Genomic DNA, 14,809 nt, shown 5'->3' with positions numbered 1-14,809 from the left:
AAACCGAAATATTTATTATCACGTAAATACTATAAATATTATGTCTATTTTGCCAAAGAAAAAACCCAAGCTCTCAAAGGACGAAGAGCTGGAAGAAACTAAAGTCAAAATTAAGGATTTACAGATGAATTTAAAAAGGGCAATAAGGGCCCTTTTAAAAAGGGCGCAGTCCCTGGAAGAGAGCAGAAAGGCTGCTCAGGAAAGGAATTATAACGATATTGAACGTGGCCTTGAAAAGCAGATAGAAGACGTAAGGGCATTTACTACATATTTCGATCGTACCAACATACTCTTAGATTCCATATCATCACAGCTGGATATGTATAACGATGCTGGAAAAGCTATGGATCTTATTGGAAAAAGTGAGGTTGTATTCCAGGCACTTAAAATTACACCGGACCAGCAGGCAAGTTATCTCAGATCACTTGCAAGCATCAAGGATATCGCTGACAATAACCTTAACTCTATAAACGATCAGGTGGAGCGCATAAATGAAAACCTTGGTTTCAGTGAAAATTCAGATTCACCAATCTCCGAGGATGAATTGCTGACCAATTTCCTGACAAAGAGATCAGCAAAAAGCAATAAGCCAGCAGAGAAAGATGATGAAATCGATGCCGAACTTGAAAAACGCAATGCAGAACACGAGTAATATCTATATATTATTTTTAAATAGGAAAATGTCTGTGGGCAATAAAATATACTGAAGAGTTGCATTATCATGATATCAAAAAAACATGAAAAACATGATTTATTCTTTGATATTTCTGCATTCAGGCAGGAACGGAACAGGTCTGAGTTTAATATGATGCTGAATAGAATTAAAAAGCATTGAATTATATATTTTTTCTCATCCTGTAAGCATTTCTTGAACCATTGAACGGCATACTGTAATACCCATTAATTAACTCAAATGTTTCATACCCGTGGGCTTTATAGAATTTAATTGCATGATCGTTTTTCTCCCTCACTTCGAGTATAATAATAGAATATCCTCTCGCTCTGGCTTCTGCTTCTATTGCAGTAATCAGCATACTTCCGTATCCCATATCCTGGTCTTCCGGAAGAACCCCTATACTTTCTATATCTATTGCCTGTTCATTTAAGGGCCCCATTGTTGCGTACCCATGGAGTTTTGAACCGTCATCAAGGACATATGTAAAACCATTAATGCTATTTAAAATGCCTTTAAGCATAAAATTGGAATATGCCTCGTCTCCAAATGCCATTTTCTCTATAATTGATACACCATGGAAATCAGACTTCCTGTATGGCCTTACCTGCATGAAATGAAATAACAAACGTTCATATATAGTTTAATCATAATTTTCTCTGTAACTGGAAATATCGTCGAACATAGATACTGGAGGCACATCAATGCTGGTGTCAGATTCAAGAACATTTTTTATAGAGTTTTTTAGCCTGCTGTCAAGTATGAGGACTTCCCCGGGTTTTATTATATTTATTACAGGCAATATATAACTTTTAAAAAGTGTATTTATGATATAATCAAATGTAATTATCCCGTTAAATTCCGTTCTATCAAATAAAGCCAGAAACGTTTCCTTTCTATTTGTCCTCAGGGGTATTATATTTATAAGTGAGACATTATTATTCTTCTCCAGGATATCCGAATATTTCTCCATGTAAAAATCAACATCATCAAAATTCTCCGGGTCATCCCCATGTATGCCGTTAAAATTGATAATCAATTTATCCACATGGTTTTTATCACCCTTTAAATTTAGCACTGTGAAATCGTCAATGGTAAAGAGCATATTTTTATCCTGGTAATCCAGATCTTCATATTCCAGGGTTCCCTGCTCAAAATCATCCCTGTTTACATAGGTGCAATCCCTTATTATATCAACGTTTAATAACAGTTCAATAGCTTTGTTTCTTAATTCATCCAGTTCGTCCACAATATCACCTTGCTGGCGCATAATTGTTGAAACGCCACGGGGGTGATTCGAACACCCGATCCACAAGGGAACCAGCTCTCAAGGCTGGCGCCGTACCACTGGGCCACCGTGGCTTTAAAAATTATTTCCTCAGTCTTCCATTTGCCCGTATAGAAGGTCTGCTCTTGTCACTTCCCAGTCTCCCATGTCCCAGCCCTCTGTTCTTATAAGCTGCTGATGTGAGGCCACGGTAAGCACGGCCCTTATTCTGTGGCTCAACTATCCATGAAATTTTGCTATCATTGTATATTGCCGGTGTGGCTTTATCTACAAGTATAACTTCATAGTATTTGTAAAGTCCATCCTCGCCCACATAATATGAATTAAGCACTTCGGTATTAGGGTACTTATCAGCTACACGCTCCTCGGCAATTACCTGTATGTTTTTCTTTAATGTCATCTTGGTATATGCAAGTCTCCTTGGCCTCCTGCCTCCCATTATCTTGGGCTTGTGCTGTCCGCCTCTCCTTACTCTTGCCCTTACCACTATATAGCCTTCCTTTGCCTTATATCCGACGTTTCTAGCCTTATCCAGCCTTGTAGGGCGATCCACTCTCTCAATGGAATTTCCCCTTCTCCAGGATATCATTCTTTCTTTCTGTAAGCCGTATATACTTGATTTTTTTAAATGCTTCCATTCATTTCTAATTAAGCTGTATGAAGTTTCCATATTATTCACTTTTAGTTGCTACTTCATTTATAAATGATATTTATAGATTTTTATTTCGCCTATGGCAATTATGCCCCATTGGATAAATAACATCAACTGATCAGATTACCTTTACAATTGAAATTCAGTCATAAAATCAAATATTTGTATACAATTATTACATAGAAAATAAACTTAGCTGGGATAAGGCATTTTAGAGGATTGATTATAGTAGGGATATTTATTTTTCTAACTGAATGCGGTTTCCATAGTATTTTACTGCAAGAGGATCAGAATATTGCTTAATGCCTAACCTGATTATGATAAACTCAAAATAGTAAGGAACCATTAACTATTCATTGAAAGGGTCATTAATAAGGAAAAGGTATGTGCTTGTATTCTGGGAGTCAGAACCCGAAAGAATGGACAGATACCTGTATAACTATTATGAAGTTAAGAGGAAATATAGAACTGAAAATTTCAGTATTTATATGTGCAATCAGTTGAATAAACCGACCATATGCAGCATAATACGTGAAAAGGGCGGTAATATAATAACTGTCAGCGGCACAATAAAAAAATGCAAGAAAGCCCTCTCGCACCGGATTGAAAACAATCCGCATTTATAGACTATTATTTAGCGCTGTGTGTTTGTTTTTCAGTTATTCCAAGCAGTGTGGATAAAAATGAATATAATTTTCTATCCTTCTGTTTCATTATATGGTAAAACCACATATTGCCAGATATTGTAGCCGTTGATGTATGGGAAATTGCCCCCATCCTTCCTGCAAAATTAATTGTATTGTAAAGTTCAAAATTCTTTTTCCTCATAGCCATTTTCTTGATAAATGATGGAAAATTGTATTTCACATAATGGTCATTCCTGTTTTTTGCTTTCACTGATATGCCGGCTGTAATTTCCATGCCGTAACTGGCAAGTGAGAAATTTTTGAACCTGTTCCCATAATAGATATCTGCTATTGAAATCAGGTCATATGTATTCTTCAGGTCTACCGGGTCTGTATACTCATATGGAATATTTTCATCAATCCACTTCATATAAAAATCAGTATCTTCATCCATTTTATACAGAGCTGATATAATCGTATCGTAATCATTTCCCCTGAATGTATCTGATGTGAGGTAATAGATTGATTCTGATTTGTCCCTGCTATTCTCCCCGTAATCGTTTTCACGTGAACTGTAGAGGTAAAGGTCGTTTATCATGGCTCTAATATCAGGCTCATTTGACCTTATAATCCCATCAATCTCATGGTCATTTATATGTATATTTTCCTTTATAGCTATATTTTTCAGGACACTGTGCACGCCTGAAGTGAATATTTTATAGTTTACCTCATTTTTTCTTTTATATGGGGTCATTTCTATTTCTACCGATCTGGAAACTATTTCCCTTGCATTATTTTTAGATTTAAAAGAATAGTAATCGTTCATTGTAATTATAACCGGATTTTTTGTGTTTTTTATGATTTCAAGAAGCTCTGACATGCCTCCTGTATCACCACCCGAGGACCTGCTTCTGGATTCAAATATGTTGTCTGCTTCATCTATGAGTATGAGTTTATCGGGCATTCTGGCGTCATCATCAAAAAGATTCCTGTATTGTGATGCCATTAATGCAATCTTTTTCATGCTTTCCTTATTCCTCTGTTCAGATGCGTTCATTTCAACCACAGGAAGCCCGGCGTAACTGGCAAGTGCATATGCTGCACTGGTTTTTCCTATTCCCTGCTGGCCCCACAGTATCAGTGAGTTTTTGACTTCTGAATGGTTCATCCAGGAATCGATCCATGAAATCATGGCTTGCCTTGCTTCATTGCTTAACAGCAGGCTATTTAAATCGGATGGGCGGTAATCATCGGCAAGTGACATTAATGTACCTTCGTGCCAGGAGAAACTTCCCGATCTGGCTTTAACAGGGAGACACCATTTTCATCCTCTACAGCAAGAAGCATGCCCTGGCTTTCCAGGCCCATGAATTTAGCAGGGGCTAAATTATTTATAACAACAAGCTGCTTTCCCATCATATCCTCTGGAGAATAGCAATTTGAAATGCTTGATATGATCTGTTTTTGCTGGTCTCCAAGGTCAACTATAATTTTCAATAGATTTCTTGATTTTTCGACCTTTGTGCACTCTATTACCTTTCCAACTCTGATATCTATCTTATGGAATTCATCTATGCTTATCTCTTCCATACCCTGTATTTTAGCTATATAATATAAACTTATTCATTATGTAGCTGCTTTCCAAATGAAAATGGGTTTAAAGCCCTTATAAATTCCAGTATCTGGTTAAGAGTTATTTGCCTTGACAGTACGGCGACTCCCAAAAATACAATAACTGATGCTACTGAAACGGGGATAAACAGGAGGATACTGTATATTTTTATGTAACTGGTTATACCGAAAAGGAACATGGATTGTGCCAGGATGGGCAATAACTGGTAAAATATCCTCAAATCAGGTTTCATCTTTTCTGCCCTTATTACAGTAACCCGGTAAGCCACGGTCTCAAACAGCATGGCAACAAAAGTGCTTACAGCACCGCCCAGGACTCCAAGTGAGAAGATACGTATTTCAAACACATCTGGAGGTATAAGTAGCAGATCCAGGGAGATGTTGATTATGAGCGCGATTACCGTAATTTTTCCTATTTTATTAGTGAGTCCCCTGGCCACGAGGCTTGAAGAATAAGCAGAATTTATTGCAACAAGGTAGGCTGCAAGTGTGAGAAATATCAGTATGTCGGCATAGGGTATCAGGGCAGCAGACCATAGATTCGCCACATATACCCTCAAAACAACGAAGATAATTACCAGTGGCAATATGAATATAGATATTATCCTTTCAAATAATGAAATATCTGTTTTGAAGTTTTTATCGCTGGACCCCTGGCTTTTCATGAGCAGTGGAATAAAAAATATGCTTATTGTCCCTGAGAAGGTTGTAATTGGGCTGGCTATACGCTGCAGGCTTGCAAATGCCCCTGTTGCAACAGCATGCCAGTAAAATTCAATTAAAACCTTATCTATGTTTCCACTTACAGACCCGATAATCGATGCCAGTGCCAGGGGATATGCAAGTTTTGTGTATTTCTTGAAGAGTTCCATTGATGGCCTGTTAACTTTCCACGGTCTTCCTAGAAATACAGACAACAGGAAATAGATAAAATAGGAAATACTGTAAATAATAGCCAGTAAAATGGCTGCAGATACTGTATTATAACCGGGTATTCTGAGAATATATACTGCGCCGAGGATTATAAACAGTGAATTCCTTACCACTGCTTCTGTAATCTGGGGGATTGACATACGGGCAGATTTCAGTTTAGAATTGTAATATATGATGGGAACATCCTTCAACCGTGCAAAGAAAAAATATGGAAGAAGAAGTATTATAGCGTATATTTCTACATTGCTCTGGAACCCCCTGTGCAAAACATTTATCCAGATAAACAGTGACCCCAGGACAATTGATATTGTAATTAAAGTCTGTACTGTCCTTATTGTCAAAAATGTACCGGTACACACACCCTCTTCATATTCTCCGGATGAGAGGTATTTCAGATGTGCAGTTCCATATCCCAGATCCCCGATAATGCTCAATACACCTATAAATGCCAGGGAAAAGCTGAGGTATCCCCATGATTGCAGCCCTACAAATCTAATAATAAAAAATAAGCCAATATATCCAAATAGTGAATTTGTAACCTGGCCGAAAACCAGCATCGGAGATTTTTTAGCAATCAATAGGATTGCATATAAAATTTAACGAATAAACTTTATGAATTTATAATTTATCCAGCATGCCCATCAACGTGGTTTCATATTTTTCTGCCACCTTCCCATCTGTATCAAGGTACTCTTTGGAAAGAACAGATGGCTTAGGCATCAGTATTTTTGTGGTATTCCCATGTTGAATAAGTACAACCTTGCACGGAATAAAAGCGCCGATGTCTTCATTATCCTTCACAAGTTCGGCTGCAGCCGGTGGAAAACATACATCAAGTATATAGTACGGTTCTATTTCTTTCTGCATTTTGGAAAATATTTCCTTCAGATCAATGTATGAAATAATTAGCCAGTTTGCTTCCTTCAGAAGCTTGTGGAGCCCCCCAAATACTTCTTCAGCACTTTTGTTTAAAGTTTTTTCGTATGAATACATATTGTTGTATTGCAGGCAAATATTTAAAGTTCGTTTAGCATGTTTAATTAATATAACAAATGCAGTGGATATTACTCACTTTTCAATGAAATTTAACTGCATAATTTCCATATGCCAGATTATTGCTTAACTGATTGGGAGAATTCTAAATTTACAGGATAAAATTATCAGGCAATGAAAATATGTAGATGGCAAAAGCAGTTAAGGCAGAAAACTGTGCTTATCTGGAATGTGAAGATGATGGTTCAGATTCCTCCATTACCATATACTGAAGTTTCTTCCCCTGCTTTATGTATTTATATACCGTATTTCCTGTATCACTATTTATCCTGAGTTTTATCATTCCCTTGGCTGAACTGCGGGCTGAAAGCATTGCAATGCCATCAACATATAATTTTACCGGCCTGTTCCTTGAGCCCACGTCAATGAATATTGTTTTGTTCTTTATTTCAATTAAAGCATCCTGCATTACATTTACATCATCTGATAGTGTATCCACATCTATCTTAAGCCCGTAGGATTTTTCCAGTGCAGTAACTGTTTCGCCTTTTCTTCCAATTAATCTCGGTATCTTTGCATCGGGAACTTTTATTATAACCCTTCCCTCTGAAACGATCTGCACATCCACATGATCTGTTTCAAGAAGTTTCATCATATCTTCCCTTATTTTTGCTGCGGCAATGGCAAATAATGGATTTGCACCGTTTTTCTCGTCACCTACAGGAATTACAACTACCTGGTCGCCGAATGTATATATTTCACTTACAGGCTTGTTTTTTAGAAAATCACGTATAACTATTACCGGCCTTGCAAGGTCTTCCTGATTAAGCCCATATGGTATTTTAATCTGGTAATCTGTTGTAAGTACCTGCGATACTTTCCCTCCGTCTATAAACAGGACAGTGTCCACCACCTGGGGGATTAATCCGAGTTCTATTCTGCCTACAAATCTCTGGATAGCGTCCACAGCTCTGGTAGAATGCACAACACCAACCATGCCAACACCGGCAAGCCTGAGGTCTGAATAAACCTTGAAATCTGAAGTGACACGCATTTCATCAAATACGGTATAGTCCTCCCTGACAAGAAGAAGTATATCTCCGGTTTTTTCCATATCGCCTTCCAGCGTTGTATACTGTGTTATGCTATCATTTACCTGCAAATCCCTTGGTTTTTCCATGGTTTTGACAATTTTGTTCTGGGAGGCATAATATTCTGCCAGTGCTGTAACAAATGTACTTTTCCCGGCTCCTGGTGAACCTGCAACCAGTATTCCATATGCCTTGTTTTGAAGCCTGTCCATCACTCTTTTATCAAGTTTATAATCCTCTATGGAGGTTTTTACAACAGGCCTTACTGCTGTAATCTCCATTATATCTGAGAACGGTGGCCTTGTTATGACAATACGGAGATTCTTCAGCTGGATAACTGTTGCTCCGAACATATCCATTTCTATAAAGGACTGGTCTTCAAATTTGCCTCTCTGGACAATGTTATATGCTATTCTTTCAAGCTCATCGTTTGATACTACATAGTCCAGTTCTTTTAATACCACTTCTCCAGGCTTGCCTGTTTTTATAAGTGGCTTCATCCCGGCTTTTAAATGGACCGATGATGTGTATTCATCAAAAAATTCCTGGATGTCCCTTGCATCTTTCTCCTCGCCTTTAATATAAATAACATTTATTCCCTTTATAGATGCTATAATGCTCTGTATGTGGTCTCCAGTTACAAGTGTAGCTGCATTGTCCAGTGCTATATTTCTAATTATATTGTCAATTTCGCCACTATGGGCATTTTTTATCTGCCATTCCATGGGGCGGTTTCCCATGATATCTATGTAAATTTTGCCTGAATCTGATAATTCCCTTAATTTCTTAAGCTCTTCAAGGGCTGTGAAGCCTATTGACCTCCCCTCATTTGCCTGGTGCTCTATTTCAGCTATCATAGCCTCTGCAAGTATAACCCTTACATCGTTCTTTCCTGCTACATATTCCCTGAATTTTCCGCTTACTATTACTGATGTATCCGGTACGTAATCCACATTAGATAATGTTATATTATTATTTAAATAATTTCAAATTGACTGAAAATACGAAATACACGGGATTTTTTACCGGATTATACGCTTTGTTCCGGAAATAGCCATGTTCAAAAATTATTTAATCCACCTAACTATTTAAGACGTAATGGAAAAGAATGAGATAAGCCCGAATGAATATAAAGTTTTGAATTTCATAAAAAACCGCAGTGATGTGCCTGAAGAGGATATAGATGTTGATACTGACAGGCGCATTGTTTCAAGTTCTATCTCATATCTGGAATTTAAAAATTTAATCAATGTAAACAAAGTGACAGAGGAATCTGTTTCTATCACAGAGGAGGGAAAAAAATACATTGAGAATGGATTCCCTGAAGAGAAATTGTACAATTTCCTGGCTAAGCATGAAAAGTGCTCCATGAAAGAGGTAGTAGATTACATGGGCAGTGACTATAAAATTGCCATTGCAAACACTGCAAAACTCGGAATAAAACCGGCAAATGGCGAGATGGCATTGCACGGTGAAAAACTTGATGATATTTTCAGGAATAAAAGAATGGAATTGTCTGGCATCAGCAATGGGAAAATTCCGGATAAAGTCACCCTGGATGAGTTTTTACACAGAGGGCTTGCAGCAAAACGGAAATACACAAAGAGGATAATTAATATAAATGAAAGTGGGAAAGAAGCGCTGGAAAGCTATGGAAAAGATGATTATTTTGAAATGCTTACACCCTCATTGATTGCCTCTGGAAAATGGAGAGATGCAAAATTCCGCCCATATGACCTGAATTCCAGGGTAGAACCTTTAAATGGAGCCGGCCTGCATCCACTTACGTATTTAATTGAGAAGGTAAGGAAAATTTTTCTGGAGATGGGGTTCACAGAAATGCACGGCCATTTCATCGAATACACTGGATGGAATATGGATATGTTATTTATACCGCAGGACCATCCAGCAAGGGACCTTCAGGACACATATTATGTAGAATCAAAAAACCCGGTGGAATTTGAAAATCCAGAAATTCTTGATAAGGTTAAGAGGGTGCACGAACACGGATATGGGAAATATAGCGGATGGAATTATAAATGGTCTGAGGATGAAGCAAAGAAGTTAATTCTGAGGACACACACAACTGTCAATACAATAAGATACCTGTATAACCACAGGGATAAGCCACAGTATATATTCTCAATAGAAAAGGTATTCAGGCATGAGAGTGTGGACTGGAAACACCTTTCCGAGCTTTACCAGATTGAGGGAGCAGTATATGGCAGCGACGTAAACCTTTCAACCTTGAAGTGGCTTCTCACGGAATTTTATTCAAGATTAGGATTCAAAAATATAAGGCTTATACCATCTTATTATCCCTACACAGAGCCAAGCATGGATGTAGCAGTTGACATAAATGGAAAGGAAGTGGAACTGGGCGGCTCCGGAATATTCAGGCCTGAGGTTACAAAACCTATGGAGCTCAAGGAACCGGTTCTGGCATTCGGGCTTGGTCTTGAGAGGCTTGCCATGCTGTATTATAATTTTAACGATATAAGGGAAATATACAATAGCGATCTTGACTGGTTAAAAAATTATAAAATTAAATTTTAAACTGGCATTACAATTAAAGTTAGCCTTTAAAGGCTAAAAAATTATAAAATTAAATTTTTAAATACCTGATGCCAGTTCTTCCTGCTTCTTTTTTGATGGTAGCAAGGGAAGCATAATTATAGAAATCACCGAGAATATTAGCATTACAACCAGCGATGTGTAAAGTGCCACATGGACATATAGCAGTATTGTTACTATTGCAATGCCTATAGCTCCCCCAACTATATTGCCGAAACTCCATACAAGTGCGTTGGATCTGGTGGAAAATTTCTGGGGTATTGTCTGTGCAACATATCCCAGCAATACGGGAAAACTGGTGAATGCAAATGTTGCGTAAAGCAGGTAAATAACAGTTACAAGGTATACATTATCGGTTAAAAGCATTAAGCCGAAGAATACTGTTGAAGCAATTGTTGTAACTGCAATAGTGAACTTTCCACCGTGGTCTTTCACAACCCTTCCGAAATAGGGCTGTCCGACCACAGCGCCCAGGAAACTTATGGTTAATAAATCTCCCATAATAACCTTTGAATGGAATATATTATCAAAATAATCCGGTGTAAACGTTACGGTGCCCATAAGGAAGAATGACCTTATAAATACAATTGCTGTGAGTATATACAGAAATTTGCCGTATTTCTTATATTCGCTCTCCGATGCTTTGCTTTCTTCTGTATTTTTTGCATGCTTTTTGGTATCGATTTTAATATATTTGCTCCTCTTGAAGAATGAGAGCCCCCCAAGAATTATAACAGCCGCTATGGTTGTATATGCAGCTACAGCTACCAAACCATAGAATTTTCCGAAGAATACTATTGCGTATACAAGCACCGAAGGTATCAGGGCACGCCCCAGGCTGCCGAATGAACCATTAATTCCCATAGCAGTTGATGAATCCTTTTTTCCATATGTGAATGCCAGTATAGAAGCGCCGATAGGATGGTAGAAAGCCTGGCCTATTCCCAGGATTACAGCTGCTACAAGTATTATATAATTGACATATGCCGTAAATACAAATGCCAGCCCGAAGAAGATAGCGGATATTGCTTCAAGCAAAATACCCAGAAATATAAGTGCCCCATCCCTGTCAATTCTGTCCGCAAGTTTTCCTATGGATGGCCCGAGAAGCCCGGAAAGCAGATTGTATATAATTGCCATGACTCCAAGAAATGCAATGCTTACATGCGGGATAACTTTGTAATATGCTATTAAAGTGGGAAATAAAAGGAAGTTTCCATCGTTTGCAAAATGTCCCAATGATGTAAAAATGAGGGATTTCCCCTGGTCTTTCATTTTTATATAAGTGCAAAAAGCTATTTATATTTTTACTAAATTGTTTATTAATAAATTATTTGAAAAAATCTTCTATATCTCTCTTTTTAGGTTTTTCTTCAAATGCGTCTGTAATTTTACTCTGGGGATTTTTGAAAACAGCTATTTCCTTGTCCAGGCTTTCCAGAACCCTGTTAAGGGTTTCCTGCAGCCTTTTTGAATAATATACATAATCAGGGGTGTGCGTGAACTTTCTGCCATCTATAAATGGCTCCACAGCCTGTGGAGTTTTTCCAGCATCAGTAACTATCCATGAAACTTTCATTCCAGGAATAAACGTTTCCCCCGCGTCTATAAGTTTTTTGGCTGCGTTCACATTTGCCATTGAACCTGCATTTTTATAGGTTGAAAAATTTTTCACGCTTCTTGATATAACAAGTTTGGCTGTGTCTATTTTTCCCGTGGCAACTTCTTTAACCAGGTCTTCAGCGTATTGTTTAGCACCCTCAACATCCCTTGACAGGATAAGGTCAAACACCGTGGAGAGTGCTTCGCTCTGCAGGTCGAATGAGTCGGTTCTCCGGGTTTCATAGCCTCTCACCAGGATTTCACCCGCTGATGATGGAGGATAAACTATTTTCCCGGCGTACCGTTTCTTGGCTCCATGTGAAAATAATGGATCCATTATCTTTTCAAATTCCAGTACAAGATTCTCCTTTCTGGATATGTCTGAACTTAGCCTATTTCCGTATTCTATAGCTTCATCAAGTGTTTTCTTGCCTGATTCGATGAATATGGAATCGGTATCTCCATAGATTACCTTATTCCCTGATTTATCGAGATCTGCAATTATAGATGTAATAGTATTTCTTGCATAGGCTGTAATGGCACTGCTGATTTCCCGGTTAGTGAACCTGTAAAATGATGTTCCCAGGACACCGTAGAAGGTATTCATCAGAACTTTGATGGCTGCCTGCAATCCATCGAGGTAATCGTGATTTGATTTATCCTCTTTCATCTGCTTCTTAACTTCATCACGGTTTTTCATAAGCTGCTCGAGCAGATCGGGTATAATGCCCTTTTTTACTCCCGGATCAAGAAATCTCGCACCGTTAGGAGCTTGAATGGTGCCTTCCGGGCTAAGTGTTGTAAAGCATATATTATATTTTATAATCATAGATGGGTACATGCTTTTGAAATCAAGTACAACTATCATATCATACAATCCAGGGTCCATGGTATGCACGTATCCTCCTGCATAGGTATCATTTGAGAATTTGCTCGAACTCATGGGAACGCCGATATTTTCCCTGTCAGCCCGTCTGATCAGCAAAGAATCCACATATGTGCTCGTTCCGCCATTTGTAACATCGTCCAGGGGAAGCATGGATACTGTGGAAAGATAGAGATTTCTATCCAGTATCCTTATTTTCCGGTATATTAAAAGGGCAAGCCTCGCATCCTTTATGCAGTACTTAATTACATCATCCCTCCTGTTCTTCCACTCGTTCTCTATATCCAGCCTGTTAACATCTTCCTTTCCCTCATTGAGAAGCATGTTTGAGACGTAATTCAGGGTTTCATGCTTTGGATGCAATACTTTTCTGACTTCCCACCATGTATCATCTATAACCCTTCCATGAAGCCTCCAGTACTGGTCCATAATCCTTCTGGGGGAGATGTAATCCCGGCCTATGCTGAACCGGACCTTATTAAACTTCATCCGTTCCTCCAGCAGTGGCATGTCATAGCCATCTATATTATAGCCTGTAATTATATCAGGGTCTTCCCTCTGTACCAGTTTATTAAAATCTTCAAGTATCTCCGGTTCAGTACCGGTGAGTGCCCCCTCTGTAATTTCTCCATTGAAAAATACAGAGTATCCAATAACAAAGATTTCCCTAGTGGATATGGAATTTTCAATATCAAATGAAAATATCTTAAGTTGAGGGTTGAAATCATCTGTTTTCTTAACAGTGTTGATTTTTATAACCAGATCTGTAGTATAATTACCCTTTTCACCTTCTGCAGGTTCACCTTCTATTTCAACAGTAGAACCTAAATCAAAATCGTATATGAATCTGTGATGGAAAGGTATATCTGCTGCAAGGGCCTGGCACTGGCATATTTTTCTCAGTTCAGGCACCTTCCAGGGAGACTTTATATAAATCCTCTTAACATTTACATCTTTCCCCTCAAGAAACAATTTTTTATCTTCCATTTTGATAAATTCTGGATTATTTTTAATTTCAGTTATGCATTTTTCATCCGGCTCAACATAGTCAAAATATGGTTTAAAGCCATAATAAAGGGCTGTAATGGATTTATTATCCTCTGTACGCCCGTACAATTCTACCGTTACATCGCTCTGCCTGTATGAGGCGGCAACGATTCTCATTTTAACATTCATCTATGTGTAGTATTTTAAATCAATATATATTTTTGTCCTATAATGAAGTATCATAACAACAGTGCCATGAATAAAAACAGGCCTGTTGATTATATCGGGTCTTCGTCTGTTTTTGACAGATCACTGATCCTGTTTATGCCATCCAGGTCTTTCATTATATTATAAACTGTGTCAGGAACGTCTGATCTCCAGTCTTCTCCCTTGAGTATTTTTTGCCTTATTCTTGTTCCAGACCATGAATTGCGGTTTATCATGGGTAGTGAAAGGACTTCATATTGTTTTTCATAGAATAATCTCCTTACAAGGGGATTGTTGGTGTACACACGGTGAAATGGCGGTGTAAGGGATTCTACATGGGCAACCCACATTGGATTTGAGTTGACATCCTCGATAGGCACTATATAATAATTTGATATTCCATTATTTTCCAGTGTGTTCAGAATCATGAGATAACGTTCTCCAGCCGTAAAGGGATTCATGATTGTGTGGGATAACTGTGCACTCCCGATACCTATAACTACATATTCATTGTGCTCCAGTATATGTTTTATTATAGCCAGATGACCGTTATGGAAAGGTTGGAACCTTCCTATTATAAAGGCTTTCATTTAACCTGAATATGCATATTGTAAATAAATTTTTATAAGAAGGGAAAATTATAGATTCTTTATAGAAAGATACTG

General features: G+C 38.0%; 13 protein-coding genes and 1 tRNA gene. 2 read left to right on the top strand and 12 right to left on the bottom strand.

The genetic code is table 11. The annotated features are described in order from the left end of the window. The first annotated feature begins 40 nt into the window (after positions 1–40). Positions 41–652, top strand: coding sequence for a hypothetical protein (locus tag fad_RS02395; RefSeq protein WP_148285745.1), 612 nt, complete (start codon positions 41–43; stop codon positions 650–652). A 184-nt stretch (positions 653–836) separates the two neighbouring features. Here fad_RS02395 and fad_RS02390 read toward each other — a convergent pair whose 3' ends face one another. The 9 genes from fad_RS02390 to fad_RS02345 form a co-directional block, all read right to left on the bottom strand. After that, positions 837–1,286 carry a GNAT family N-acetyltransferase gene (locus fad_RS02390; protein ID WP_009887538.1) on the bottom strand — a complete coding sequence of 150 codons (450 nt, stop codon included), beginning with the start codon at positions 1,284–1,286 and terminating at the stop codon, positions 837–839. 30 nt (positions 1,287–1,316) lie between these two features. Further along, positions 1,317–1,922: a hypothetical protein gene (locus fad_RS02385; RefSeq protein ID WP_155951094.1), complete on the bottom strand. Its 606-nt coding sequence runs from the start codon at positions 1,920–1,922 to the stop codon at positions 1,317–1,319. 32 nt (positions 1,923–1,954) lie between these two features. Further along, a tRNA-Ser gene (locus fad_RS02380) sits at positions 1,955–2,035 on the bottom strand. Between the two features lie 8 nt (positions 2,036–2,043). Further along, positions 2,044–2,631 (bottom strand): 50S ribosomal protein L15e, encoded by a 588-nt coding sequence (locus tag fad_RS02375; protein WP_009887536.1) that lies wholly within the window; start codon positions 2,629–2,631, stop codon positions 2,044–2,046. Positions 2,632–3,243: 612 nt separating this feature from the next. After that, positions 3,244–4,503, bottom strand: coding sequence for a replication factor C large subunit (locus fad_RS02365; protein ID WP_009887533.1), 1,260 nt, complete (start codon positions 4,501–4,503; stop codon positions 3,244–3,246). Further along, positions 4,503–4,829, bottom strand: a complete 327-nt coding sequence (gene metG, locus fad_RS02360) for a methionine--tRNA ligase subunit beta (protein WP_009887532.1) — start codon at positions 4,827–4,829, stop codon at positions 4,503–4,505. Before metG ends, fad_RS02365 begins: the two co-directional genes overlap by 1 nt. Before the next feature lie 29 nt (positions 4,830–4,858). Beyond that, the gene (locus fad_RS02355) at positions 4,859–6,382 is read right to left on the bottom strand and encodes an oligosaccharide flippase family protein (RefSeq protein ID WP_148285744.1); all 1,524 of its coding nucleotides are present in this window, start codon (positions 6,380–6,382) and stop codon (positions 4,859–4,861) included. 40 nt (positions 6,383–6,422) lie between these two features. After that, positions 6,423–6,797: a DUF302 domain-containing protein gene (locus fad_RS02350; RefSeq protein ID WP_009887530.1), complete on the bottom strand. Its 375-nt coding sequence runs from the start codon at positions 6,795–6,797 to the stop codon at positions 6,423–6,425. A gap of 220 nt (positions 6,798–7,017) precedes the next feature. Next, positions 7,018–8,841 (bottom strand): PINc/VapC family ATPase, encoded by a 1,824-nt coding sequence (locus fad_RS02345; protein WP_009887529.1) that lies wholly within the window; start codon positions 8,839–8,841, stop codon positions 7,018–7,020. Positions 8,842–8,986: 145 nt separating this feature from the next. On the opposite strand from fad_RS02345, the gene pheS reads away from it, so the two are divergent. Then, positions 8,987–10,444 (top strand): phenylalanine--tRNA ligase subunit alpha, encoded by a 1,458-nt coding sequence (gene pheS, locus fad_RS02340; RefSeq protein WP_081141625.1) that lies wholly within the window; start codon positions 8,987–8,989, stop codon positions 10,442–10,444. Between the two features lie 57 nt (positions 10,445–10,501). On the opposite strand, the gene fad_RS02335 is transcribed toward pheS, so the two are convergent. From fad_RS02335 to fad_RS02325, 3 genes are all read right to left on the bottom strand, one after another. Further along, on the bottom strand, positions 10,502–11,737 hold the full coding sequence (locus fad_RS02335) for an MFS transporter (protein ID WP_009887527.1): 1,236 nt from the start codon (positions 11,735–11,737) through the stop codon (positions 10,502–10,504). Positions 11,738–11,792: 55 nt separating this feature from the next. Continuing rightward, positions 11,793–14,126 carry a DNA-directed DNA polymerase gene (locus tag fad_RS02330; RefSeq protein ID WP_081141623.1) on the bottom strand — a complete coding sequence of 778 codons (2,334 nt, stop codon included), beginning with the start codon at positions 14,124–14,126 and terminating at the stop codon, positions 11,793–11,795. Between the two features lie 89 nt (positions 14,127–14,215). After that, positions 14,216–14,734, bottom strand: coding sequence for a nicotinamide-nucleotide adenylyltransferase (locus tag fad_RS02325; RefSeq protein ID WP_009887525.1), 519 nt, complete (start codon positions 14,732–14,734; stop codon positions 14,216–14,218). Positions 14,735–14,809: the final 75 nt, after the last annotated feature.

Source organism: Ferroplasma acidiphilum (assembly GCF_002078355.1).
GTDB classification, from domain to species: Archaea; Thermoplasmatota; Thermoplasmata; order Thermoplasmatales; family Thermoplasmataceae; genus Ferroplasma; species Ferroplasma acidiphilum.
Note: the sequence above shows the minus strand (reverse complement) of the source record. Positions and strands in the feature narration are given on the sequence as shown.